This window comes from Pantoea sp. Cy-640, from assembly GCF_011752635.1.
GTDB classification, from domain to species: Bacteria; Pseudomonadota; Gammaproteobacteria; order Enterobacterales; family Enterobacteriaceae; genus Pantoea; species Pantoea dispersa.
The window spans coordinates 260,800-286,356 of record NZ_VWXB01000004.1 but is presented as its reverse complement, the minus strand read 5'-3'; the positions used below and the strand labels follow the sequence as shown (position 1 = coordinate 286,356).

Sequence of the window (25,557 nt, the reverse complement as noted above, 5' to 3'; positions counted from 1 at the left end):
AGGCGGGGTGTTACAGCGCCGCCGCCAGCCGGTCTAGCGCCAGCAGGATGCCATAGCGCCGCGCCGGTGCTGCATCCGGCAGCGGCAGCCAGTAGTTGGCCTGGCTGGCGAGATCCAGCGTCGCCGGGCACAGCGCCATCACTGGGGTCTGCTGGATGTGAGCGTGATGCACCGCGCTGAGCACGCTGCTGTTGATGGTATCCGGCGCGAGGATCAGCAGCAGATCGTCCGGCTGCAAACGGCTGAGCGTCAGGCGCAGCAGGTTGTCGTCCTGGATCCATGCCAGCGCCAGCCCGGCTTCACTCAGCCGCTGCTGCACTTCCGCTACCAGCGCCGTGTGCTGGCCGGCGGCACCGATCAGCAACACGCTGCGTGCCTGACGCAGCGCCTGCGCCGCCTGCTGCCAGCGGCTGTCATCCAGCTGCTGCCACTGCTGGGTCAGCGCCTGATGCAGACTCACCAGCTGCGGCACCGCACCGTGGCTGGAAGTAGCCGGTTCGGCGCTGGCGCGTGCCAGCCGCATACGCAGATCGCGAATATCGTCGCAGCCGACCGAACGGGCAAAGCGGGTAATGGTCGCCGCACTGACTTCCGCCCGGCTGGCCAGTTGTTCAATGGTGGCCGAGGCCGCGAACGCGGCGTCACGCAGGATGGCGCGCGCCACCCGCTGCTCCTGCTGGCTGAGCGAAGCCTGCCGCTGACGAATCACCGTCATAAACGCACTTTCCTGCTGGCCGGCCTGGCGCACCTGGTGCAGAAAATCATCCAGATCGCGGTAGCCCGCCGAGGCAGCAAAGCGCTGGAGTACAGCCGGGCTGATACCCGCCTGCGCCGCCAGACTCTCCATGGTGGCCTGCGCGCTGGCGTGCAGGTTATCCAGAATAAATCGCGCCAGCTTTGATTCCTGCGCATCAAAACGCGCCGACTGCTGCTGCAGTTGCCAGACAATATCCATTAGCTCATCACATCCTCAGTAACGAACCCTCATGATGTATGAAAATATTTTTCATGGTGAGATTTTTTTCAGCTGAGCGCACTGAATTTTCCTGGAATTAAAGCACTCGCAACAGAAAATCATCGTGCCGATCACACCAATGAAAATTATTTTCATAGCGGTTTAATGATTAAAATATTGATAAATAATACTTTAAATAACTTTCATCACAAAATCATCTGGCCGCAGGGTATTTACAGTGCGACTGCGACAGGTCTTAAATGCCGGAGTCAATTCACAGGAGGATAAATTATGCGCATTGTTCTTTGCTGTGCCGCCGGCATGTCTACCAGCATGCTGGTGAATAAAATGCAGCACGCCGCACAAGCGCGCGGGCTGGCGATCAACATTCAGGCCGTCCCGGTGGCCGATTTCGAACGTATCCTGCCGGATGCGGATGTGGTGCTGCTCGGCCCACAGGTGCAGTTTGAAGCTGCCCGCCTCACCGCCATCGCGGCCCCGCAGGGCAAGGCAGTCGCCGTTATCGACATGATGGATTACGGCATGATGCGCGGCGAACAGGTGCTGGATAAAGCGCTGGCGCTGCGCGCTTCCTGATTCTTCGTTTCCCCCAATCTGACTGATAACACACGGCGTTGCGCTGTGGGAGATTCTGCATGCCTGAAGATGACGTAATGGTGGTTCCGGAAGAGGAGATCATGCTGCTGCTGGTGCAGGCCGGTGCTGCGCGCAGTGCCGCCCTCAGCGCCCTGCGGCTGGCGCGCGCCGGCCAGTTTGATGCGGCACAGCAGCAGCTGGCGGCGGCGCGGGAAAACGTGAGCAGCGCGCACCAGCAGCAGACGGCGCTGATTAGCCTGGACGAAGGCAGCGGCCGGCTGCCGGTTACCCTGATTCTGGTTCATGCCCAGGATCACCTGATGAACGCCATGCTGATTCAGGATTTAGCGGGCGAAATCATTGAACTCTATCGCCGTACCACGGCAGGAGAAAACGATGCTTAAGATAGCAATCATTGGCGGCGGCAGCAGCTATTCGCCGGAGCTGGTGGAGGGAATCATTAACCGTTATGCGCAGCTGCCGGTAACCGAACTGGCGCTGGTGGATGTGGCGGCAGGACGCGAAAAGGTGCAGATCATCGCCGATCTCACGCGCCGCATGCTGCAAAAAAACGGGCTGGAGCAGGTTAAGGTCAGCGTGCATTTCGCGCTGGATGAGGCGATTCGCGGCGCGCGCTTTGTGCTGACACAGCTGCGCGTCGGCCAGCTGGCGGCACGCGCCGCCGATGAACGGCTGGGCCTGAAGTATGGCCGTCTCGGCCAGGAAACTACCGGCGTCGGCGGCTTCGCCAAAGCGCTGCGCACCATTCCGGTGATGCTGGAGATTGCGCGCAAAGTGGAACAGCTGGCGCCGGACGCCTTCATCATCAACTTCACCAATCCGGCGGGCATCGTTACCGAAGCCGTGGCGCGCTACAGCAACGCGAAGATCATCGGCCTGTGTAACGTGCCGGTGAATATGCACCATATGATCGCCGGCATGTTACAGGCGCCGTTTGACGAGGTGGCGCTGCGCTTTGCCGGGCTGAATCATCTGGTGTGGGTGCATCAGGTGCTGTGCCGCGGCGAGGACGTGACCGCCGGGGTGATCGAACAGCTGTGCGAAGGCCAGGCGCTGACCATGAATAACATCAAAGAGATGCCGTGGTCGCCGGCGTTTCTGCGCGCGCTGCAGGCGATTCCCTGCCCTTATCACCGCTACTACTGGCAAACACCGCAGATGCTGGCCGAAGAGCAGGAGAAAGCGCAGCACGGCCAGGCCGGAACGCGCGCTGAACAGGTGATGAAAGTGGAAGCCGAGCTGTTCGCGCTGTATGCCGATCCGCAGCTGGCGCACAAGCCGGAGCAGCTGAGTTTTCGCGGCGGCGCATATTACTCCGAAGTGGCCGTTGAGCTCATCAGCGCCATCCATAACAATAGCGGGCAAAATCTGGTGGTGAACTGCCAGAACCGTGGGGCGATTCACGGTCTGCCGGACGACGCAGTGGTGGAAGTGAACTGTGTGGTCGATGCGCAGGGCGCGCACCCGCTGGTGTTTGGCGCGCTGCCACCGCTGATGCACGGGCTGACGCAGCAGATCAAAGCCTTCGAGCGATTAACCATCGACGCGGCGGTGCACGGCGATCGCGGTGCCGCGCTGCTGGCGCTGGTCGGCAATCCGCTGGTCGGCGACGTCGCCAGCGCCGAAGCGCTGCTGGACGAAGTGCTGACGCTGAATCAGCCGTGGCTGCCGCAGTTTGCGTGATATCCCTGTCGCAAACCGCACCCTGGCCGTCGCGGCGCGCTTCATCGCGCAATAAATTGCGCCGCGACGGCCGGGTGCAGGTATCCGCTGCCGCGCCGAAATGACACGCATTGACCTGTTAATTTGTTGCGCCATTGTGCCCGAGGAGGCCCTATGTCCAACCGTAATATCATCGAACGTTATGTGCTGCCCGCCGCGCTCAAGGTGGCCGGGCAGAAGCATGTGCTGTCCGTGCGGGACGGCATCATTCTCAACATGCCGTTCATGCTGATCGGCAGCTTTTTTCTGATCTTCGCCTACCTGCCGATCCCGGCGTGGGGCCATCTGATGGCCGACCTGTTCGGCGACAGCTGGCGCAATAAACTGCTCTATCCGGTGCGTGCCACCTACGACATCATGGCGCTGATCTCCAGCTTCGGCATCGCTTACCGGCTGGCGGAGAAATATCGCACGCTCGACCCGCTAACCAGCGGCGCGATGGCGCTGGTGGCGTTTGTGATGACCATTCCGCAGCAGACGCTGTTCGCCCCGGTTGAAGGCGCGCCCGCGCAGCTGGTCACCGGCGTGCTGCCGATTTCGCTGATCGGCAGTCAGGGCCTGTTCGTGGCGATTGTAATTGCGCTGCTCTCCACCGAAATCTACCGCTTCGTGCACAGCCGCAACCTGGTGATCAAGATGCCGGAGGGCGTGCCGCCGGCGGTGGCGAAATCGTTCCTCGCGCTCGTTCCCGGCTTCTGCGTGCTGGCCGTGGTGCTGCTGCTGCGCCTGGCTGTTGAAGCCTCGCCGTTCCACGACATCAATAACCTGATCGCCACGGTGATTGGTCTGCCGATGCACCACGTCGGCGGCACGCTGCCGGGGATGATTTTCTCAGTGCTGCTGATTGGCATTCTATGGACGCTCGGCCTGCACGGCGATGCCATCGTGCTGGTGTTCATTCAGCCGGTATGGCTGTCGAACATGAGTGAAAACCTCGAAGCCTTTCAGCATAACCAGCCGATTCCGCACATCTTTACCCAGCAGTTTTACGATTTATGGATTGCGCCCGGCGGCACCGGCGCGCTGCTTGGGCTGGTGATCTTTATGCTGATCCGCGCGCGCAGCCGCCAGATGAAACAGCTGGGGAAAATCGCCGCGCCGGCAGCGCTGTTCAACATCAGCGAGCCACTGGTGTTCGGTATTCCGCTGGTGATGAACCCCTACCTGTTCCTGCCGTTTATCCTGACGCCGGTGCTGCTGGTGATTGTTTCGTGGGCGGCAATGAGCAGCGGTCTGGTGGCGCCGCCAGCCGGCATCGCCCTGCCCTTTACCACGCCGATCTTCGTCAGCGGCTATCTCGCCACCGGCGGCCATATCTCCGGCACGGTGTTGCAGGTGGTCAACCTGACGATTTCGCTGGTGGTCTACTATCCGTTTTTCCGCGTGTGGGATCGCCTGAAGCTGCGCGAAGAGCAGCAGAATGAACAGCAGGCGCAGGCCGCCAGCAGTAGTGCCGTCGTGCCTTCCTGAACCACTTCCTCTGCCGGGTGCGCCCTGCTGCGCACCCGGCCGCATCCTTCCACTTTTTGCAATAATGACTTCGCAGATCTGGCTATTCTGCCAGCAATACGGCTGTGCGAACCTTAGGCCACGGCTCGGGATCACCCCGGCCACAACCTGAGGAACCGCATGATGAAACTGTACAATTTAGCGCTCTCCGGCCACGCTCACCGCGCACTGCTGGCGCTGTCACTGCTCGGCATAGCGCATGAAACGGTCGAAGTCGACCTGCCTGGCGGCGAACATAAAACCCCGGCGTTTCTCGCCATCAACCCGTTCGGTCAGGTGCCGGTGCTGGAAGACGAAGGTGTTTATATCGCAGATTCGAACGCCATTCTGGTGTACCTGGCGAAGAAATTTAACCGCAGCGACTGGCTGCCGGAAGATGCGCTGGGTGCCGCCCAGGTGCAGCGCTGGCTGTCGGTGGCGGCCGGTGAACTGGCTTACGGTCCGGCGGCGGCGCGCCTGATTACCGTGTTTGGTGCCAGATTTAATGCTGAAGAGGTGCTGGCGCGCGCGCATCTGATTCTTTCGCGGCTGGAAAGCCATCTCAGCCAACGTGAGTGGCTGGTGGGCGACCATCCCACCATTGCTGACATCGCTTTATATAGCTACCTGGCCGGTGCGCCGGAAGGCAACGTCGAGATGTCCGGTTACCCTGCGGTGAATCAGCTGCTGCGCCGGATTGAAGCGCTGCCCGGCTTTGTGCCTTTTCCGCAGACCGCCGCCGGCCTGCGCGCCTGACAGGAGCCAGCATCATGGGCGAGAAACTGATTACGCTGCCGGTATGGCATGACGGTGAAATTGCGCTGCAGCAGCAGGCGGGGGTGGCGGAACGTATGGCCGATGTCGGGCAGCGCGTGATCCGCGATTACATGCCCGATCAGCATCGTGACTTTTACGCGCAGCTGCCGTTTATCGTTGCCGGCAGCGTTGATGCACAGGGTGATGCCTGGGCCACGCTGCTGGAAGGCCAGCCCGGTTTTATCTTCTCGCCCAACGCCACCACGCTGGATATCGCGGCCCGTCCTGACGCCAGCGATCCGGCGGCCGCCGGGATGACCGATGGCGCACCGGTGGGCCTGCTCGGCATCGAGCTGCACACGCGGCGGCGCAACCGCATGAATGGCGTGCTGACGGCAATTGGCGGCGGCCTGCGCGTGCAGGTTGACCAGAGCTTCGGCAACTGCCCGCGCTATATTCAGCTGCGCGATTTCCGCTTCGACCATGCGCCCGGCAGGGCTTATCAGGGCGAAGTTGAGACGCTCAGCGCGCTGGATGACGCCGCGCGCGCCGCCATCGGGCAGGCGGACACGTTTTATGTCACCACTTATGCCGACCAGGCGCGCCGTCAGATGGACGTTTCGCATCGCGGCGGCAAAGCCGGTTTTGTGCGCATCGCTGCCGATGATGTGCTGACCATTCCGGACTTCAACGGCAACCTGTTCTTCTCCACCCTCGGCAATATCGTGCTCAACGGCAAGGCCGGGCTGCTGTTTATCGACTACGCCAGCGGCGATGTATTACAAATGAGCGGCGATGCCACGGTGATAACCGATTCCGCCGAAATCGCGGCCTTTCAGGGTGCCGAGCGCCTGTGGCGCTTTAGCGCGCGCCGCATCGTGCGCCGGCGCGCTGCCCTCGCCCTGCGCTGGGCCGATCAGCCAGACGGCGTATCGCCCGCCTCGCTGATGACCGGCGACTGGCCGTCCGCCAGCGAACGCCTGCAGGCGCAGCAGCTGGCGGCGCAGTGGCGACCCTTCCGCATCACGCGGATCGTCGATGAGAGCGCGCAGATTCGCTCGTTTCATCTTATGCCGGATGATGGCGCTGGCGTGCTGCCGCATCTGGCAGGCCAGCATCTGCCGATCCGCCTGACGCTGCCGGGCAGTGCTAAACCACTGATTCGGCAATATACGTTGTCAGTTGCGCCGTCGGATGGTTATTACCGCATCAGCGTGAAGCGTGAAGGCGCCGTGTCGCAGTATCTGCACGATGCCCTGCGCGTCGGCGATCGGCTGGAGGTGCGCGCACCGGCCGGCGACTTCACTATTGATGCACACGAAACGCGGCCAGCGGTGCTGCTGGCGGCGGGCGTCGGCATCACGCCGCTGCTGGCAATGCTGCGTCACCTGATTTATGAAGGACGACGCCAACGTCGGATGCGCCCGGTGTATCTGCTGCAGTCGGCGCGTAACCTGGCCGAACGCCCGTTTGCGCGTGAGATCGATGCGCTGCTGGCGGCCAGCGAAGGCGCGTTGAAACTGGTGCGGGTGCTCAGCCAGCCGGGTGCAGCCGAAGCGGGCGTAGATTACGACGTTGCCGGACGCATCGATATGGCGCTGCTGTCGCAGGTGCTGCCGTTCAACGATTACGATTTCTATCTGTGCGGTCCGCCGTCATTTACTCAGGCGATGTATGACGGACTGCGCGGCCTGAATATTGCCGACGCGCGTATTCACGCCGAAGCGTTTGGTCCGTCGTCGCTGCAACGTCAGCAGGAGAATGTGCCAGAGCCCGCCGCGCTGCCACCGGTGGCGACCGAAGCGGTGGCGGTGGTGTTTACTGAATCGCTGAAAGAAGCGCGCTGGACACCGCAGTCCGGCACGCTGCTGGAGCTGGCCGAAGCACGCGGCCTGAGCCCGGCCTTCAGCTGTCGCGCCGGACATTGCGGCAGCTGTAAGACAAAACTGGTGAAAGGTGCGGTGACTTACACCACCCGGCCAGGCATCACGCTGGCGCAGGATGAAGTGCTGATCTGCTGCGCGGTGCCGGCGCAGGTCGAAGACGGGGACGCGGCGGTGCAGCTGGCTTTGTGAGGTGCGTGCCCGTCTATGCAATCAAACCAGCAGCCTGCAGGGCGGGCGGCATCTTACCCGCGCTCAGTTGGTCAGAATCGATTCGATTCCCTGTATCAACGCAGGGAAATAGGACTGGTCAATAGCGATCCCGCCGGTCAGTTGCCAGCTATCATAAATAGCGGGAGTCGCAGTGAAGTTGAAACCGATTAAATCACTTCCCTCGACAGCATTGAATTCGCAGGTGAATGATTTCATTCTTGGTGCGAAATGTACCGGCTTAGGTCGTCCATTTTTGTACAGGGATGCATAAAACTCCGATAACATTTTCTGCAGGCTTTCAAGATCGAAAATCGTCAGTTCGCACTGACATTGCAGGTTTATACTGCAACCGGCAATTTCCAGCCAGCACATAATCAAATCCAGCCTGCGGTCTTCAGGCTCTTCAATTCTTTCGATAAATGAGAAGCGAAATAACGTATCTTCGTTTTTGATCTCAAACATTTCTGCCCCGCCACTCAGTCGATATGGAAGTGTGAAATTGTCCAGTCCCGTTCCCTGACCACAACATGTAACGTGTACTCTTTGTGGACATACCTGATTTTATCATGCTCCACGATCTTTTTCAGACGGGTCATTTTTATACGATATAAAAACATGCCGGGCATTTTCTGAGCATCAGGGCTTCGTGAACCATAGCGGATAGCTTTTTCCAGTATATTGACCGGAATATATCTGCCCGATTCGGCCATATGTGCGGCCGTGGTACGTGTAAATTTAAGATTTCGCACGGACAGGCCAACCTTCAGGCGACCACGCAGCATATTCAGCGTTGCTTCGCTTAGCACACTGCCTATGCTTTTACCCGCAGCGACATCCAGCACCGCCCGACCACTGCTTAACAGGCGAAAAACACCAAATGCAATCAGCGCAATATCTAGCGGATCAATGAGCGGGGTTTGCAACGGGGCTTCTTCAAGCGTGGTAAAACGCCCATCCGCATCATAAATCTGCCACAGTCTGGGAGCCTGCGCGACCGTGTAACCAATACACAGCCCTGTAGCATCATCCACAATTGGACGCGCACCATGTGGAGGCATGAACTGAGGTTTTACAGCATAATACTCATTATAAGGCAGGGGGTTTCTGAAGTTGAAAAAGTACCCCGGCTCATCGGGATCCAGCATCCGTATATCCATCACACCTTCTCCATTCTTCCATAAATCAAATTCCCGCATACAAGAATCGCGAATTATTTAATGAAGTCAAGAGCCGAATTATAGTTATAATTAATATTTCTCAATGAATCAGCTTTGCAACTTATGCATGAGGCCGGTTTTTCAGTTCATCATTAGCCATAAGTTACCTGTTCCCCTGGCAAGTTGCTGAACTTGCCGTTGTCCTGTCTTTTAGGGAATTCATTAACAGTTTCTGGTAATTTTCTGGTTATTCGTTATCTGAATCGCTGACGAGCAGGCTTTCACCGCGAAGTTAAATAAATACGGCAGAAGATGATTGACGATATTTTAAATGATCGCAGCAGCTGGAAAGAATTATGGATGAATGAAGGCGAACATCAATCAACGCCAATAAAAAAAAGGGTATCAGCGCTAACTGATACCCTTTCAGAAGGTTGGCTTAAAACCAGGATGGTGCATTTACTCTGCACTGAATGTTGCTGGAACGCCACCTTCTTTCAGTCACCCGTCAGAAAATGTTTTTCTGACCAGTGCCTTCATGTGAGTGGTGCCCGGACGCGGAATCGAACCACGGACACGGGGATTTTCAATCCCCTGCTCTACCGACTGAGCTATCCGGGCAACGGGGCGCATTAAACCTTACTCGCGCCGTACCGTCAAACGCTTTTCGGTAAAAATCAGCTGACTGCTGCCTTTTGCAGCAACCGCCGGACCCGATGGTAAAAACCTGCGCAACCGCGTTATTTAGTGGTGAATTTTTAGCCACTCACGCCGATAACCGTGCTGACATCCCATAACCATAATAAGGTCCACCATGTTCAGCACTATTACATCGGGAATCCTGTCGCGCCTCGCGTGGCAGAAACGCAGTCACAACAGCGCAACGCTCAGTTCGCTGCAGGAGGCCATCGCCATGGTCGAGTTTACGCCTGATGGTCACATCCTCACCGCTAACGCGCTGTTTCTGGAGCGCATGGGCTACACGCTGGCAGAAATTGTCGGCCAGCATCACAGCCTGTTCTGCACGCCGGATATGGTGCAGTCACCGCAGTATCGCGAGTTCTGGCAGCGTCTGAATCGCGGCGAAGGCTTCAGCGATAAGTTTTTGCGCGTGGCGAAGCACAGCCGTCCGATCTGGCTGGAAGCCAACTACGTACCGGTGCAGGATCGCCACGGTCGGGTGATTAAAATCGTTAAGCTGGCGAGTGATATCACCGCGCGCATCATGGATGCGCAGGAGCAGCGCGCCATGACCACCGCCATTGAGCGCTCGATGGCGGTGATTGCCTTCAACCTCAAAGGTGAAGTGCTGATGGCCAACGATAATTTCTTCAATACCATGGGCTATCGCGCTGATGAGATCATCGGTCGCCATCACAGCCTGTTCTGTCCGCCCGAAATGCGCACCAGCGAGGCCTATCGTCGCTTCTGGCACAAGCTCAATCAGGGTGAATATATCTCCGGCCAGTTCGAGCGCGTCAATAAGCAGGGCAACACCGTCTGGCTGCGCGCCACCTATAATCCGGTGTTTAACAGCGCCGGCGAGCTATACAAAGTGGTGAAGTTCGCCACCGACGTTACCGCGCAGGTGGAAAAAAACCAGCTGGAGCGCGAAGCAGCGCAGCAGGCATGGCAAACCGCGCTGCATACCAGTGAAAGTACGCAACAGGGAGCGGCGGTCATTGAAAACAGCGTGCAGAATATCAATGCGCTGGCCAGCGAACTGCACGGTATTTCTGGTGATATCAATGATCTGAGCGACTCTTCCGATCGCATCGGCGCCATCGTGGAGAGTATTCGCCGTATTGCCGACCAAACCAATCTGCTGGCACTCAATGCGGCAGTGGAAGCCGCGCGCGCCGGTCAGCACGGCCGCAGCTTTGCGGTGGTCGCCAGTGAAGTGCGCACCCTCGCAGCGAACATCAATCGCGCCACCAGCGAAATCGAGAATCGGGTGAGACATAACCACCTGCTGGCGGATAAGGCGCAGAAAGGCATCGCGTCGAACCTGAAACGTGCCGATCAGGGCGTAGTGCTCGCGCAGCAGGCGGGCGGTGTGATTGCCGAAATTCGCGGCAGCTCCAGTGAGGTGGTGCGCGCCATCAGCCACGTCGCCGATACACTAAAAGCCCCGCAGTAAGCGCAGCAGCGAGCGCTGGCCGGCGGTGACATAAAAGTGTCATCGCCGTGCCGTAACCTAAGATTATTCCTAATCAACGCCAGACTCTTTCTCATGCAGCAGCCTGATTTCCGCACCGGGCTTAGCACCCTGACGGGTCGTGCCCGCGCGCGTTCGCTGTGTATTGCGGTGCCGTTCGTCACGCCAGCGATGGACAACACGGCGGTAATGGCGCTGTTTAGCGAACACAAAGATTTGATTGGCCTGCCGGTGGTGGAAAACGGCACGCCGTTCGGCATGATTAACCGCCACATCTTTCTGTCGCAAATGACGCGCCCGTTCTTCCGCGAGTTGTACGATCGTAAAAGCTGTATCGCCTTTATGGACAAACAACCGCTGGTGATCGATGCCGAAACCGAACTCGATCGGGTCGCGCAGCAGGTGGTCGCCAGCGGGGATAAATCAGTAACCGATGGTTTTATCGTGACTGAACAGGGCCGCTATATTGGCATCGGTCTGGGTATCGACCTGATTCGTACCGTCTCCGATTTGCAGGCGCAGCAGCATCAGCAGATTTTACAGAGCATCGATTACGCGCGGGTGATTCAGGACGCGATGCTGGACCGCTCGCGGCAGCAGATGGCGCAGCAGCTGAGCGACTGGTGCCTGCACTGGCAGCCGCGCGACGGCGTGGGCGGCGACTATTACGCCTTTCACCGCGACGAGCACGGCTGGCTGGCGCTGATTGCCGACTGCACCGGTCACGGCATTCCCGGCGCGTTTATGACGGTGATTTTGCATGCGGCGCTGGAGCGTGCGCTGCAGCACAACCATCGTACGCCGTCTGCCCTGCTGCAGGCGCTTAACCGCCACATCAAACAAACCCTGGGCCAGCTTAACGCCTCGCAGCAGACTTCGCTGTCCAACGACGGCTGCGATGCGATTGCGCTGCGGCTGGAGACGGCCAGCCATCAGCTGAGCTGGGCCAGCGCGCGCATGCACGCCGTGCTGCAGCCGGTACAGGGTGAAGCCGCCGCGCTGCAGGCCGATCGCGTCGGCGTTGGCTACACCGATACACCGCACGACTATTGCTGGCCGCAGCAGCAGCGCACACTGCAGCCCGGCGATGTGCTGCTGGTGATGAGCGACGGCGTGACCGATCAACCCGGCGGCGCGCGGCAGATTATGTTCGGTAAAAAGCGGATTCAGACGGTCATTGCACAACATAAAACCCTGCCGATGGCCGAGCTCTCCACGGCGTTTGCGCAGGCATTTCTTCACTGGCAGGGCAACCAGCCGCGACGCGATGACGTCACCTGGTTTGGCCTGCGTTATTAACGAGCCTCTTATGCATCCAGCTTCCACCGGCACGCACCTGCCGCCCGACAGCGTTGCGCTGCACTATACCGGCTTCTTTTCGCCGCAGAACATCACCGCGATGGGTGAAGTGATCAAAGTGTTTCTGGAAAACCAGCAGGCCCCGCTGAAAGTGCGCCGCCGGCTGTTCTCCAGCTTTGTTGAGATTGTGCAGAACATCCTGCGCTATTCGCAGGACAGCCGTACCCTGAGCCATGCCGAACAGCACTTTCGCTTTGGCACCGTAACGCTGCACGTGGACGGCGATAGTTATGTGCTGGAGAGCAGTAATCAGGTCGAACAGGCCGCCTGCGAGCAGCTGCGCGACTGGCTCGATCTTCTGCGTACCATGAGTAACGACGAAATTAAGCAGGCCTACCGTGTCGGTCTGCGCACCGAGAGCCCCGCCACCAGCAAAGGGGCCAATATCGGTTTGCTGACGCTTGCCCGTGATGTCAGTGAACCGCTGGAGTATGAACTGCGTCCGCTGCCCGCCAGCGGCTACGCCACGTTTTGGCTCAAAGCCACCATCCACCAGGATTGAGGTTGTATGCAAAACCTGATTATCGCTGCCACTGAGAGCACGCCCGAAGTGAGTTTTGATTTTGCCACCCGCCAGTTTGCGCTGCGCGGCGAGTCGTGGCCGGAGAACGCGGCGGCGTTTTATCGCCCGCTGCTGGATGCCCTTGAGCAGTGGCAACCCACCGACAACGACGCGGTGGTCGTCACTATCGCGCTGCGCTACTTCAACAGCTCCAGCACCAAAATGCTGTTCAGCCTGTTCGATCTGTTCAACCAGCTGGCGCAGCGCGGTCAGCGCGTCACGCTGAACTGGCTGTTTGATGCGGAAGATGACATCGCAGAAGAGTTTGGTCAGGAACTGGCGCTGGATTTTACCGATCTGCAGGTTAATCTGCAGGCGGAACTGGCGTCATGATGGACCTCAATGAGCTGTTCCGTGAAGAGAGCGAGGTGCTGAATCGCTCACAGCATGTGGCGGCGCAAAACACGCTGAGCGCGCAGGATTACCGCGAGGCGCTGCTGCACCTGAATCGCCACTATCAGCGCCTGATGCGCGAAACCTGGCGGCTGATCTCCCGCAGCGATCGCGCGGAGCGCGAGCTGAACCGCGTGAATGAGCAGTTAAACCAGCTGGCGCAGGAGCTGGAGTACAAAGCCAGCCACGATCCGCTAACGGCGGTGTGGAATCGCGGCGCGATTATTCAGCGCATCAGCCAGACGCTGGAGAGCGGTCCGGCGGCGCTGATTATTCTGGATATCGACCACTTCAAGAAGATCAACGACGAATACGGCCATCCGATGGGCGATAAGGTGATTTGCGGGCTGGTGACGCGCATTCAGGCGCACTGCCCGGCCGGCGCCAGCATTGGCCGCATCGGCGGCGAAGAGTTTACCGTGCTGCTGCCGCACTATCGTCTGTCCGACGCGGTGATTGTCGCCGGTGCGATCCACGCCTCGCTTAACGCCTCGCCGCTGGCGGTGCTGCCGCAGCAACTGGTGACCGCCAGCCTCGGCGTGAGCTACGGCAAGCCGGGCTCCGATTTCGACACGCTATACAGCAATGCCGATGCCGCGCTCTATGATGCCAAACACCACGGCCGCAACCGGGTATTTTTCCGCTGATCAGTGCACCTGCGCGGTGCTGGCCGTCTGCATCGGCACGCTGCTATCCGGCGGCGGCAGGAAGATATGGTCGAGGATATTGCGCATCACCGGCGCGGCCGTAATACCTTCGTTACCGCCGTTTTCCAGAATCAGCGCCACCGCCACCTGCGGGTTGTTAAACGGCGCAAAGGCGGTATAGAAAATGTGGTCGCGCAGGCGCACCGGGATCATCTTCGCGTTGTAAGTCTGGTTCTGCTTCAGGCTAAACACCTGCGACGTACCGGACTTGGCGGCGATGCCGTACGGCGCGGTATGGAAATATTTATAACCGGTGCCGTTAGGCGCGTTAGCCATACCAAACATGGCGTGGCGCACCAGCGACCAGTACGGTGATTTCGCATCGCCAATCTGCGGCTGCGGCGCGGTCGGCTGATAAACCTGCTGCCAGGTGCCGCGCTGTGCTTTAGCCAGCAGGTGCGGATTAATCACCCGGCCGTTATTGATCAGCGCTACCATGGCTTTCACCATCTGAATCGGCGTGGCAATCCAGTAGCCCTGGCCGATGCCCACCGATACCGTATCGCCCTGATACCACGTATGTTTATGCACTTTCTGCTTCCATTCGCGGCTTGGCAGCAGCCCGGCGTACTCTTCATTCAAATCGATACCGGTAGGTTTGCCGTAGCCGAACTGGCTGAGCATGCTGTGGATGCGGTCGATACCCATCATGAACGCCACCTGATAGAAGAAGGTGTCGGCGGACTCTTCAATCGCTTTGGTGACGTCGAGCATGCCGTGGCCGGACTTTTTCCAGTCGCGGTATTTGCGATCGGTGCCCGGCAGCGTCCAGGTCGGCGCGCCAAAAAAGGTGGTGCCCGGCGTAATCACTTTGCTCAGCAGCGCCGACATCGCCATGTAGGGTTTTACCGTCGATGCCGGTGGATACAGCCCCTGGGTGACGCGATTGATCAGTGGCAGGTTTTTATCCTGCAGCAGCGTTTTATAGGCTTTGTAGCTGATGCCCTTCACGAACGGGTTGGGATCGTAGCTCGGGCTGGAGACCATCGCCAGCACGCCGCCATCGTGCGGATCCTCAATCAGCACCGCCGCACGCTGGCCGGCCAACTGGCTCTCCACATACTGCTGCAGATGCAGATCCAGCGTCAGCCAGATGTTTTTGCCCGCCACCGGCGGCACCTCTTTCAGCACGCGCACGATGCGGCCGTGGTTATCCACTTCCACTTCCTGATAGCCCGTTTTGCCGTGCAACAGAGATTCGTAGTAGCCCTCAATACCTTGCTTGCCGATGTTATGGTCGGCGGCATAGTTTTCGCCCACGCCCTCGGCATTGAGCCGCTTGTAATCGTTATCGTTAATCTTCGACACGTAGCCGACTACGTGCGCCAGATCGGCGCCGTACGGGTATTCCCGATCCTGATAGGTATCAATGGTGACGCCGGTGAAGCGGAACTGATTGACCGAGAAGCGCGCCACCTCCTCGTCGGTGAGCTCGGCTTTCAGCTCCACCGGTTTATAGCGGCTGCTCTGCTTCAGTTCATGCTCAAAGGTTTCGATATCATCCGGTGTCAGATCGACGATAGGCGTCAGCGCCTTTAGCGTCGCCTGCATGTTGTCGATTTTGTACGGCGTGACGAGGATGTCGTACCAGGTGACGTTGCGCACCAGCGGGATGCCGTTGCGATCGAAAATCAGCCCGCGCGTTGGCGCGATGGGGATCATTTTGATGTCGTTCTCGTTGGATCGCGTCTGGTAATAGCTGTGCTGATCCACCTGTAAGCGATACAGGTTGATGCCAAGAATGGTGAAGCAGATAACAACCAGGGCAAACGCCACCAGCGCGCGGCGCACAAACAGTTTCTCTTCGGCTTCGAAATTGCGGAAATTCATCAGGGGCTTAGTCTCTTCATAATCACGCTAATGATAGGGAGAGATCGCCGCAGAGCCAGCAGGAAGATGCACAAGCCTGGGTAAAAGTGTGTCAGATGTTTACGGTGGAGCGGCTACGTCAGGAATGCGGGACAGGCCGATGACCGGGCTAACCGGGCATTAACCGTTGCTCGATCAGTTCCCTCTCCCGCGTGCGGGAGAGGGTTAGGGTGAGGGCGAAGGAAAACCCAGGAAAATCAATCCCCCAGCAGCACCGACTCCAGCGCGATCTTAATCATATCGTTGAACGTCGTCTGACGCTCTGCCGCGGTGGTTTGCTCGTGCGTACGGATATGATCCGACACGGTACAGATGGTCAGCGCTTTGGCACCAAACTCTGCCGCCACACCGTAGATGCCGGCCGCTTCCATCTCCACACCGAGGATGCCGTACTTCTCCATCACGTCGAACATCTGCGGGTCCGGCGTATAGAACAAATCAGCGGAGAAGATGTTACCGACGCGCGCGTCCACGCCCAGCGCTTTAGCCGCGTCAACCGCGTTACGCACCATGTCGAAATCCGCGATGGCGGCAAAATCGTGATCCTTGAAACGCATGCGGTTAACTTTTGAGTCGGTGCAGGCACCCATACCAATTACCACATCACGCAGTTTCACGTCTGCACGCACGGCACCGCAGGAACCCACACGAATGATCTTCTTCACGCCGAAATCGGTGATCAGCTCTTTGGTGTAGATCGAGCAGGATGGAATACCCATACCGTGGCCCATCACGGAGATTTTGCGGCCTTTGTAAGTCCCGGTGAAGCCCAGCATGCCGCGTACGTTGTTTACTTCGACCACATCGTCGAGGAAAGTCTCGGCAATGTGTTTTGCACGCAGCGGATCGCCTGGCATCAGCACCACGTCCGCGAAATCGCCCATTTCGGCATTAATATGAGGAGTTGCCATTGTTGTTCTTCCTTATCAAAAAGTAGTGGCTGTTTTACAGCAAGCTTTTGCCGTAGTCCATGCTGGACAGGCCAAAATAGCTGGCGATGGTCTGGCCGATATCGGCGAAGGTATCGCGGTAACCCAGCGAGCCCGGTTTGACTTCTGGACCGTAGATCAGAATCGGGATGTGCTCGCGCGTGTGCTCGGTACCGTGCCAGCTCGGGTCGCAGCCGTGGTCAGCGGTGAGAATCAGGATATCGCCCTCTTTCACCAGCGCCATCAGCTCCGGCAGTCGACTGTCAAACAGCTCCAGCCCACCGGCATAACCGGCGATATCGCGGCGATGGCCCCAGGTCGAGTCAAAATCGACGAAGTTGGTGAACACTATCGAGTTGTCCGGCGCCTTCTTCATCTGCTCAATGGTGGCGTCAAACAGCGCATCCAGACCGGTGGCTTTGACTTTTTGCGTGATGCCCTGCTCCGCGTAGATATCAGCGATTTTACCCACTGAAATCACTTCGCCGCCCTTCTCATCCACCAGCTTTTTCAGCATGGTTGGTGCCGGTGGTTCGACCGCCAGATCGTGACGGTTACCGGTGCGCTGGAAGTTACCGGCTTTATCGCCGACAAACGGACGCGCGATTACGCGGCCAATGTTATAGCCGCCGTTGGTCAGCTCTTCACGCGCGATTTCACACAGCGCGTACAGGCGATCGAGGCCAAAGGTCTCTTCATGACAGGCAATCTGGAACACCGAATCTGCCGAGGTGTAGAAAATCGGCTTGCCGCTTTTCATGTGCTCCTCGCCCAGCTGGTCAAGAATTACCGTGCCGGAGGAGTGGCAGTTGCCGAGGTAGCCCGGCAAATCGGCGCGTTTTACCAGCGTATCCAGCAGCTCCTGCGGGAAGCTGTTCTCTTTGTCGCTGAAGTAGCCCCAGTCAAACAGCACCGGCACCCCGGCGATTTCCCAGTGGCCGGACGGCGTATCTTTGCCCGAAGAGAGTTCGCTGGCGTAAGCGTAAGCGCCGATAATTTCCGCCTGCGGATCCAGTCCCGGCGGGAAGCGGCCGGTAGAGAGTTCCGCCGCTTTGCCAAGGCCGAGCGCGGTCATGTTGGGCAGATGCAGCGGACCTTCGCGGCCTTCATTGGCGCGGCCTTCAAAGCACGCTTCGGCGATATGGCCGAGCGTATCCGATCCTTCATCACCGAATTTATCGGCGTCTTTGCTGGAACCAATCCCGAAGGAGTCGAGAACCATAATAAAAGCACGTTTCATGCAAGTCTCCTGCGCCATAGCGCGATGACAAGTCAAAAAAAAGCGATCAGATCAGTATACCCGAACGGCCGCTGCCTGGCACGCAGTTACGCCACTATTCGCTGATGCGGCGATACACCACCGGCGTGGCCTCCGGGGCGTGGTCGCTGAGCGTTATCGCCGCTTTCACTGCCGCAGCGGCCTGCTGCCACTGCGCTTCCGATGCGGCATGAATCACCGCCAGCGGCTGCTGCGCATTGACCTCACTGCCCAGCGTGATCATGTCGCTCAGGCCCACGCTGTAATCAATGCTGTCGCTGGCGCGCTGACGGCCACCGCCCAGCGCCACCACCGCCATCCCCAGCGCCCGCGTGTCCATGGCGCTGACGATGCCGGGACGATCGGCGTACACCGCTTTGCTCAGCATCGGTGCCGGCAGGTAGCGGTCCATCTGCTCGATGAAATCCGTCGGGCCGTTCTGCGCCGCCACCATACGGGCAAACACCTCAGCCGCTTTACCGTTATCCAGCACCTGCTGCAGTTTTTGCCGCGCTTCGGCTTCGTTCGCCGCCAGTTTGCCGGAGATCAGCATCTCAGCGCACAGCGCCAGCGTGACCTCCAGCAGCCGCGGATTGCGCGCCTCGCCGGTGAGGAAATGCACCGCTTCACGCACCTCCAGCGCATTACCGGCGCTCGATGCCAGCACCTGATTCATGTCGGTGAGCAGCGCGGTGGTTTTGCATCCCGCGCCGTTGGCCACGCCGACAATCGCCTGCGCCAGCTGCTGCGAAGTCTCAAAGGTTGGCATAAACGCCCCGGATCCGACTTTGACATCCATCACCAGCGCGTCTAATCCCTCGGCTAATTTTTTGGCGAGGATCGAGGCGGTGATCAGCGGAATGGAATCCACGGTGGCGGTGATATCGCGCGTGGCGTAGAACCGCTTGTCCGCCGGCGCCAGCGAATTGGTCTGACCGATAATGGCAACGCCGACCTGTTTGATGATCTGGCGGAAGCGATCGTCGCTGGGGAAGATATCGAAGCCGGGAATGGCTTCCAGCTTATCCAGCGTGCCGCCGGTGTGACCGAGGCCGCGCCCGGAAATCATTGGCACGTAGCCGCCGCAGGCCGCCACCATCGGACCCAGCATCAGCGAAGTGACATCGCCCACGCCGCCGGTCGAATGTTTATCAACAATCGGTCCGTTGAGATTCAGCGCCTGCCAGTTGAGTACCGTGCCGGAATCGCGCATCGCCATAGTCAGCGCCACGCGCTCTTCCAGGTTCATGTCGTGAAAATAAATCGTCATCGCCAGCGCGGCGATTTGCCCTTCAGACACGCTGTTATCACGCACGCCGTTGATGAAAAAGCGGATTTCCGCTTCGCTCAGCGGCTGGCCGTCGCGTTTTTTACGAATAATTTCTTGTGGCAGGAACAAGGTTGCCTCCCCGGAAAAGCGATATATCGCTGAATGACAGCCGCCAGATGCGCAGCAATGCGCACCTGACGGCAGTGACACCGTGGGCCGCCATTTTGGCGACCGCGTGGATCAATAACCGGCTTTGCTGGTCGCCGTAGCGTGACCCAGGGTATTCAGCAGGCTGGCTAACAGGCTGGAAGCGCCGAAGCGGAAATGACGCGCATCCGCCCAGCCGCTGCCGAGGATATCGTCGGCCAGCTGCAGGTAGATAGCGGCATATTCCGCCGTGCGCACGCCGCCAGCCGGTTTGAAGCCCACCTGCTGCTGCACGCCTTTGTCACGGATTACCTGCATCATGATCGCCGCCACCTCTGGCGTGGCGTTGACCGGTACTTTACCGGTAGAGGTTTTGATGAAATCCGCGCCGGCATCGATCGCGATTTCGGACGCTGCACGAATCAGCGCTTCCTCTTTCAGCTCGCCGGTTTCAATGATCACTTTCAGCAGCACGTTCGCCGCCGCACAGGCCTCTTTACAGGCTTTTACCAGCGCAAAGCCGACGTCACGGTTACCGGCAATCAGCGCACGGTACGGGAATACCACGTCAACTTCATCCGCGCCGTAGGCGATTGCCGCACGGGTTTCCGCCAGCGCGATGTCGATGTCGTCGTTACCGTGCGGGAAGTTAGTGACGGTCGCGATACGAATTTCCGGCGTGCCCTGCTCGCGCAGCGTTTTACGTGCAATCGGGATAAAGCGCGGATAGATACAGATCGCTGCCGTGTTACCGGCCGGTGATTTCGCCTGATGGCACAGCGCGATCACTTTTTCATCGGTGTCGTCTTCATTCAGGGTGGTCAGGTCCATCAGTTGCAGCGCGCGCTGCGCGGCCGCGTTCAGATCGGTCATGGTGCTCTCCAAAGTCAGGCCGGTGAAATCTGCTCACCGGAGAATGTGATAATTATAACAACCCACGCCGCGTGGAATTGCGAGGCTTGTCACAAGGAAAAGGAAACTGCGCACTGATATACATGCATTTAGCGATTTTGATCACATTAAATCGCCATTTTGCCGAACAGCGCGGCACGATGCGATTGTGATTATTATCACAAATGTTGCCGCAAAAAGGTATCGGATATCGTTAAAGCGTAGTTAATTTGCGACAGAGCGGGAGTTGTCAGCACATCATCAGAAGTGGCAGAGGCGTTGCAGCGACGCGATTCATCGCGCAATAAATTGTGCCGCTGGCAAAACTGCAACGGCCATTAACCGTGACGGCGCTATTAGATGAAGTGAAGGGGCGACAGGCGCAGGATCAATACTCAATCCGGCAGCGCGAACAAACGCAGGCTGTTGTGCCACAGCGCATCGGCGATCTCATCGGGCGGTTCCGGGCGCAGCTGGCACAATACTTCGAACACATTACGCGCTCGCTCCGGGCGATTGGGCTGGCCCTGAAAACCGTGCAGCGGCATATCCGGCGCATCGGTTTCCAGCAGCAGCGCCTGTAATGGCAGGCTGGCGATGGTGTGGCGGGTTTTGCTGGCGCGTGCATAGGTGATGGTGCCGCCGACACCAATCGCGTAGCCAAGCGCGATGAAACGCTCCGCCTGCTGCTGGCTACCGGCAAAGCCGTGCACCACGCCACGCCGCGGCACATCGTGACGGCGCAAATACTGCGCCAGCTGATCGTGCGTACGTCGCGAATGCAGGATCACCGGCAAATCATAGCGCTTTGCCAGCTTCAGCTGCGCCTCCAGCAGCCGGGTTTGCCGCGCAAAATCCGGCGCTTCCATATACAGATCCAGCCCGATTTCCCCGATCGCCACGCGTTTTACATCCGGCGTTTGCAGGTACTGCTCAAGGCGATCGAGATCGTCATCCTGATGTTGCGCAATATTGATCGGGTGCAGCCCGAGCGCGCTATACAGCGCCGGATGCTGCTGCGCCAGCTGGCTCACCACGGCAAAACGGCTGGCATCCACGCACGGCACGATGATGCGTTCCACACCCGCCTGCGCCGCCTGCGCGATACTGTATTCGGCAGCGGTGACGAATGGCGGAAAATCAAAGTGGCAGTGGGTGTCGATAAATCTCATGCCAGCGATCCTGCATCGTAGTCGGCGTCATTACCCGCCAGCGGCGGCGTGCTGACCGGCCGGTTATCCGGCGCGTTGGCGACGGCGGCGGGCGGCGTCACGGCAATCGGTCGCGCCAGCGGTTCAGCATCGCTCAGCCACTGGCCCAGCGTCGCCAGGAAATAGCGCCCGCTGCGGCGGCCCAGATGATAATCCTGATTCAACGACGCCAGACGACTGCCCAGCGCCATGCTGGCGAGCGGCTTTGGCGGAAAGATTTCGATGATGCGCAGATTATCCGGCGGCTGTTCAATAAACTGCTGAATCTGGCGGTAGCTCTCTTCGTGCTGATGCAGGATATTGATCATCGGCTGCAGGGCGCTGTCGCTCAGCCAGCGCTCCATGCGTTTAAACCACTTCGGTGTATACGCCATCTGTGACGGCACGGTACGGATCACCACAATGGTATCGGCGCCACGCCGCGCCGCTTCGCGCACCGGAATGGCGTCGCTGATGCCACCGTCGAGATAGCTCACGCCATCCATCAGCACGCCGCTGCGGTAGAAACCGGGGATCGCGCTGGAAGCCTTAATGATGTCATGCCAGGTCAGATTGGTGGGATTGAAATACTGCGCGCTGTAATCATCGCTGCGGCAGGCGCACATGTAAAATTCGCTGCCTTTTGCAAACAGGCTTTCGGCGCTGCTCAGCGCCAGCGGGAACTCCTGTTTAGTGATATCCACCAGCCAGTCGAGATCGATCAGGTGGCCACCGCGCACAAAACGCAGCGGATCGAAAAACAGTTTACTGGTGGTGTATCGGGTAATCACGCGCCGCGCATAACCGGGCTGAGCACAGACAAAGGCTGAGAGGTTTTGTGCACCGGCTGAGGTGCCGAGCATTAACTGAAAGGGGTTGAAGCCTGCGCGCTGAAATTCATCCAGTACGCCCGCCGTGAAGATGCCGCGTTGCCCGCCGCCTTCGCAGACCAGCGCGATTTTTTTGGATTTGAATGGCGTGAGTGCCAGTGGCTCAAAGGTGTCCAGCGACACCGGGATGCGTATTCCCAATGGATGTCCCTCAGTGTTTGCTGCTCTGAGGGAGGCGCTCAATCAGCATCCCGGAGAACCAGTCATTGTCGTTCCCTGACCAACCGCATCCTGCAATCGTCGCGGCGCACCTTCAATGGTGGCAATGACTGGCCTCCGCTTTATGTGACTAGCGGGTTAACATGGTTAACGCAGTGGGTCAGGGTCGTTTGCGCCCGGTAAACAGGCTCACGAGGAACAGAATAATACCGACAATAAAGACAATTTTAGCTGCCCATGCTGCCGTGCCCGCCAGACCGCCAAAACCTAATGCTGCAGCAATCAGAGCGATGACCAGAAAGATAATACCCCAACGAAACATAAGCCTCTCCTTTACCATAGTGAAAATCGAACTGCTTATTCTTCACATCACTGTTTTTAATACGGAACGGCACCGTTGGTGATGCCGTTCCGGTTGCGTTAAGATTTCACCTTGAGGTCATTCTTCACGCTTTTCACGCCTTCAATGGCTTTGGCGATCTTCTCAGCCCGATCGGACTGGGCCTGATTCGCCACTTCCCCGGACAGCTGTACCACGCCATCGGTGGTTTCCACCTTCACGTTGCGCGATGGCACAATGTCATCTGCTAAAAGTTTAGCTTTTATTTCACTGGTGGTTGCTGCATCACCTGCATAACCTTTCAATGAACTCTGTTTGCTGTCTCTGACGTGTAGTTTGTCGCTGACGGATTTAACCCCTTCCACCTTCTGCACCAGCGCCACAGCCTTCTCGGCCTGGTCCTGCGAGGTGACAAAACCGCTCAGCGTAACCACGCCTTGCTGCGTTTTTACCGAGATATCCGTACTTTTAATCGCTTCATCGTCCACCAGTGCGGCTTTGGCTTTGGCGGTGATGCCGCTGTCATCCATAAAGCCATCGACTTTTTTCATAGAACTATCGATTTTGGAACCCGCGCTGCTGCTGGTATCAGCCGCCATTGCCGCGCCGCTTAACAGTGCAGTACCGGCCAGTGCAGCAATCAGGGTTTTAGCAATCTTAGTCTTATTCATCGATATCATCCTTCTATCAGTTAACCCACTCGCAACCGCGAATGCGCCAGCAACACACCACGTTGCTGCGTGATGGACGTAATCAGACCCACAGGTCCGTTTTCTCGTCCGACAGAATAATCATAGTAGGGATTACAGCTTTTGCTGGCTTTTGTGGTTGATATCTCGCCAAAAAGCGATAACCGCAGCGCAATTAAGAGGAGTCTGTATCGGAGAAAACCGGGCGGCAGAAAGCAGCAGCCCGGTGAAGACGGCGAACTTAGTGTTCGCGCGTTTTACGGAAGGTCACGTCAGGATAGCGCTCCTGCGTGATGTTGAGGTTGACCATGGTCGGGGCGATATAGGTGAGGTTGTCACCGCCATCGAGCGCCAGGTTGATCTCGTTTTTGCGCTGGAAGTCGTCGAACTTCTTCGCGTCGCTGCATTCAACCCAGCGGGCGGTCGACACGTTGATGGCCTCGTAAATCGCCTCAACGTTGTACTCGCTCTTAAGACGCGCCACGACCACATCAAACTGCAGCACGCCCACCGCACCCACGATCAGATCGTTGTTGTGCACCGGACGGAACACCTGCACGGCGCCCTCTTCCGACAGCTGGACCAGCCCTTTCAGCAGCTGTTTCTGCTTCAGCGGATCGCGCAGGCGAATGCGACGGAACAGTTCCGGGGCGAAGTTCGGAATACCGGTGAACTTCATGGTTTCGCCCTGGGTGAAGGTGTCGCCAATCTGGATAGTGCCGTGGTTATGCAGGCCGATGATATCGCCCGGATATGCTTCCTCAACGTGCGAACGGTCGCCCGCCATGAAGGTCAGCGCATCGGAGATCACCACATCTTTACCGGTACGCACCTGACGCAGCTTCATGCCCTTCTCATATTTGCCGGACACCACGCGCATAAAGGCCACGCGGTCACGGTGTTTCGGGTCCATGTTGGCCTGAATCTTAAACACGAAGCCGCTGAACTTCTCCTCTTTGGCTTCGACTTTGCGTGTATCGGTCTGGCGCGGCATGGGCGCCGGCGCCCAGGCAACCAGACCGTCCAGCATGTGATCGACGCCAAAGTTGCCCAGCGCGGTACCGAAGAACACCGGCGTGATTTCGCCGCTCAGGAACAGCTCTTTGTCGAACTCGTGCGATGCGCCCTGCACCAGCTCCAGCTCGTCACGCAGCTGCTGCGCCAGCTCTTCGCCGACGGCCGCGTCCAGTTCCGGGTTCGCCAGCCCTTTTACCACGCGCACTTCCTGAATCGTGTGGCCTTTGCCGCTCTGATACAGGTAAGTTTCATCGTTGTAGAGGTGATACACGCCTTTGAACAGCTTGCCGCAGCCAATAGGCCAGGTGATCGGCGCACAGGCGATTTTCAGCTCGCTCTCAACCTCATCCAGCAGTTCCATCGGATCGCGAATGTCACGGTCCAGTTTGTTCATAAAGGTGATGATCGGCGTGTCGCGCAGACGGGTCACTTCCATCAGCTTGCGGGTACGATCCTCAACCCCTTTCGCGGCGTCGATCACCATCAGGCAACAGTCCACCGCCGTCAGCGTACGGTAGGTGTCTTCCGAGAAGTCTTCGTGCCCGGGGGTATCCAGCAGGTTAACCAGGCTGTCGCGATACGGGAACTGCATCACCGAGGTGGTGATGGAGATACCGCGCTGCTTCTCCATCTCCATCCAGTCTGATTTGGCATGCTGGCTGGAGCCGCGACCTTTAACGGTACCGGCGGTCTGGATCGCCTGTCCGAACAGCAGGACTTTTTCGGTGATTGTGGTTTTACCGGCGTCCGGGTGCGAGATGATCGCAAAGGTACGACGGCGCGCCACTTCTTCTAAAAAGGGAGCAATAGACATGAGTGAATTCTTCTTCAGGGCAACGCGCGAGCGGCGCGCTGCGAATAAATCATTCCGGAGCCAGTCCGGCGGATAACGGTGCCAATGGCGACGCATGCGCGTCGGGTCACAGCAGGGTGTGTG

24 protein-coding genes and 1 tRNA gene are annotated in these 25,557 nt (G+C 58.5%); 11 read left to right on the top strand and 14 right to left on the bottom strand.

What is annotated here, in order from left to right; translation table 11 throughout:
- Positions 1 to 10: 10 nt before the first annotated feature.
- On the bottom strand, positions 11 to 955 hold the full coding sequence (locus F3J36_RS12845; RefSeq protein ID WP_166719820.1) for a MurR/RpiR family transcriptional regulator: 945 nt from the start codon (positions 953 to 955) through the stop codon (positions 11 to 13).
- A 291-nt stretch (positions 956 to 1,246) separates the two neighbouring features.
- Here F3J36_RS12845 and F3J36_RS12840 point away from each other — a divergent pair, with 291 nt between their 5' ends.
- The 6 genes from F3J36_RS12840 to F3J36_RS12815 all read left to right on the top strand — a co-directional run bounded on the left by F3J36_RS12840 (position 1,247) and on the right by F3J36_RS12815 (position 7,614).
- Positions 1,247 to 1,552 carry a PTS sugar transporter subunit IIB gene (locus tag F3J36_RS12840; RefSeq protein WP_021507627.1) on the top strand — a complete coding sequence of 102 codons (306 nt, stop codon included), beginning with the start codon at positions 1,247 to 1,249 and terminating at the stop codon, positions 1,550 to 1,552.
- Positions 1,553 to 1,611: 59 nt separating this feature from the next.
- Positions 1,612 to 1,956, top strand: coding sequence for a PTS lactose/cellobiose transporter subunit IIA (locus F3J36_RS12835; RefSeq protein WP_230201125.1), 345 nt, complete (start codon positions 1,612 to 1,614; stop codon positions 1,954 to 1,956).
- A complete protein-coding gene (locus tag F3J36_RS12830; protein ID WP_021507629.1) occupies positions 1,949 to 3,256 on the top strand; it encodes a 6-phospho-beta-glucosidase in 1,308 nt (435 codons plus the stop codon). Before F3J36_RS12835 ends, F3J36_RS12830 begins: the two co-directional genes overlap by 8 nt.
- Positions 3,257 to 3,409: 153 nt before the next feature.
- Positions 3,410 to 4,765 (top strand): PTS cellobiose transporter subunit IIC, encoded by a 1,356-nt coding sequence (celB, locus tag F3J36_RS12825; protein WP_059012181.1) that lies wholly within the window; start codon positions 3,410 to 3,412, stop codon positions 4,763 to 4,765.
- A gap of 162 nt (positions 4,766 to 4,927) precedes the next feature.
- Positions 4,928 to 5,539, top strand: coding sequence for a glutathione S-transferase family protein (locus F3J36_RS12820; protein ID WP_021507631.1), 612 nt, complete (start codon positions 4,928 to 4,930; stop codon positions 5,537 to 5,539).
- Positions 5,540 to 5,553: 14 nt separating this feature from the next.
- On the top strand, positions 5,554 to 7,614 hold the full coding sequence (locus F3J36_RS12815; protein WP_166719819.1) for a pyridoxamine 5'-phosphate oxidase family protein: 2,061 nt from the start codon (positions 5,554 to 5,556) through the stop codon (positions 7,612 to 7,614).
- Between the two features lie 63 nt (positions 7,615 to 7,677).
- Here F3J36_RS12815 and F3J36_RS12810 read toward each other — a convergent pair whose 3' ends face one another.
- The 3 genes from F3J36_RS12810 to F3J36_RS12800 form a co-directional block, all read right to left on the bottom strand.
- Positions 7,678 to 8,097, bottom strand: coding sequence for a hypothetical protein (locus F3J36_RS12810; RefSeq protein WP_166719818.1), 420 nt, complete (start codon positions 8,095 to 8,097; stop codon positions 7,678 to 7,680).
- Between the two features lie 14 nt (positions 8,098 to 8,111).
- On the bottom strand, positions 8,112 to 8,780 hold the full coding sequence (locus F3J36_RS12805) for a hypothetical protein (protein ID WP_247653178.1): 669 nt from the start codon (positions 8,778 to 8,780) through the stop codon (positions 8,112 to 8,114).
- Between the two features lie 557 nt (positions 8,781 to 9,337).
- A tRNA-Phe gene (locus F3J36_RS12800) sits at positions 9,338 to 9,413 on the bottom strand.
- A gap of 193 nt (positions 9,414 to 9,606) precedes the next feature.
- Between F3J36_RS12800 and F3J36_RS12795 the strand changes: the two genes are divergently transcribed.
- From F3J36_RS12795 to F3J36_RS12775, 5 genes are all read left to right on the top strand, one after another.
- A complete protein-coding gene (locus F3J36_RS12795; RefSeq protein WP_166719817.1) occupies positions 9,607 to 10,932 on the top strand; it encodes a PAS domain-containing methyl-accepting chemotaxis protein in 1,326 nt (441 codons plus the stop codon).
- A gap of 93 nt (positions 10,933 to 11,025) precedes the next feature.
- The gene (locus F3J36_RS12790) at positions 11,026 to 12,249 is read left to right on the top strand and encodes a SpoIIE family protein phosphatase (RefSeq protein ID WP_166719816.1); all 1,224 of its coding nucleotides are present in this window, start codon (positions 11,026 to 11,028) and stop codon (positions 12,247 to 12,249) included.
- A 10-nt stretch (positions 12,250 to 12,259) separates the two neighbouring features.
- Entirely contained in the window at positions 12,260 to 12,811 is a 552-nt protein-coding gene (locus tag F3J36_RS12785; RefSeq protein ID WP_058780400.1) for a SiaB family protein kinase, read from the top strand.
- A 6-nt stretch (positions 12,812 to 12,817) separates the two neighbouring features.
- Complete coding sequence (locus F3J36_RS12780; protein WP_021507651.1) at positions 12,818 to 13,204, top strand: DUF1987 domain-containing protein; 387 nt, start codon at positions 12,818 to 12,820, stop codon at positions 13,202 to 13,204.
- Positions 13,201 to 13,911: a GGDEF domain-containing protein gene (locus F3J36_RS12775; protein WP_021507652.1), complete on the top strand. Its 711-nt coding sequence runs from the start codon at positions 13,201 to 13,203 to the stop codon at positions 13,909 to 13,911. Before F3J36_RS12780 ends, F3J36_RS12775 begins: the two co-directional genes overlap by 4 nt.
- On the opposite strand, the gene mrdA is transcribed toward F3J36_RS12775, so the two are convergent.
- The 10 genes from mrdA to prfC form a co-directional block, all read right to left on the bottom strand.
- Positions 13,912 to 15,801 (bottom strand): penicillin-binding protein 2, encoded by a 1,890-nt coding sequence (gene mrdA, locus F3J36_RS12770; protein WP_021507653.1) that lies wholly within the window; start codon positions 15,799 to 15,801, stop codon positions 13,912 to 13,914. It abuts the gene before it with no gap.
- A 236-nt stretch (positions 15,802 to 16,037) separates the two neighbouring features.
- Positions 16,038 to 16,751, bottom strand: coding sequence for a purine-nucleoside phosphorylase (deoD, locus tag F3J36_RS12765; protein WP_021507654.1), 714 nt, complete (start codon positions 16,749 to 16,751; stop codon positions 16,038 to 16,040).
- A 34-nt stretch (positions 16,752 to 16,785) separates the two neighbouring features.
- Positions 16,786 to 18,009 (bottom strand): phosphopentomutase, encoded by a 1,224-nt coding sequence (gene deoB / locus F3J36_RS12760; protein WP_166719815.1) that lies wholly within the window; start codon positions 18,007 to 18,009, stop codon positions 16,786 to 16,788.
- A gap of 94 nt (positions 18,010 to 18,103) precedes the next feature.
- Complete coding sequence (gene deoA, locus F3J36_RS12755; RefSeq protein WP_166719814.1) at positions 18,104 to 19,426, bottom strand: thymidine phosphorylase; 1,323 nt, start codon at positions 19,424 to 19,426, stop codon at positions 18,104 to 18,106.
- Positions 19,427 to 19,537: 111 nt separating this feature from the next.
- A complete protein-coding gene (gene deoC / locus F3J36_RS12750; protein WP_166719813.1) occupies positions 19,538 to 20,317 on the bottom strand; it encodes a deoxyribose-phosphate aldolase in 780 nt (259 codons plus the stop codon).
- Positions 20,318 to 20,730: 413 nt separating this feature from the next.
- Positions 20,731 to 21,507 (bottom strand): TatD family hydrolase, encoded by a 777-nt coding sequence (locus tag F3J36_RS12745; protein ID WP_166719812.1) that lies wholly within the window; start codon positions 21,505 to 21,507, stop codon positions 20,731 to 20,733.
- Positions 21,504 to 22,556, bottom strand: a complete 1,053-nt coding sequence (locus F3J36_RS12740; protein WP_031279725.1) for a patatin family protein — start codon at positions 22,554 to 22,556, stop codon at positions 21,504 to 21,506. Before F3J36_RS12740 ends, F3J36_RS12745 begins: the two co-directional genes overlap by 4 nt.
- 178 nt (positions 22,557 to 22,734) lie before the next feature.
- Positions 22,735 to 22,896 carry a DUF1328 domain-containing protein gene (locus F3J36_RS12735; RefSeq protein ID WP_007893192.1) on the bottom strand — a complete coding sequence of 54 codons (162 nt, stop codon included), beginning with the start codon at positions 22,894 to 22,896 and terminating at the stop codon, positions 22,735 to 22,737.
- 98 nt (positions 22,897 to 22,994) lie between these two features.
- Positions 22,995 to 23,585, bottom strand: coding sequence for a molecular chaperone OsmY (osmY, locus tag F3J36_RS12730; RefSeq protein WP_021507660.1), 591 nt, complete (start codon positions 23,583 to 23,585; stop codon positions 22,995 to 22,997).
- A 259-nt stretch (positions 23,586 to 23,844) separates the two neighbouring features.
- Positions 23,845 to 25,434 (bottom strand): peptide chain release factor 3, encoded by a 1,590-nt coding sequence (prfC, locus tag F3J36_RS12725; protein WP_021507661.1) that lies wholly within the window; start codon positions 25,432 to 25,434, stop codon positions 23,845 to 23,847.
- Positions 25,435 to 25,557 lie beyond the last annotated feature (123 nt).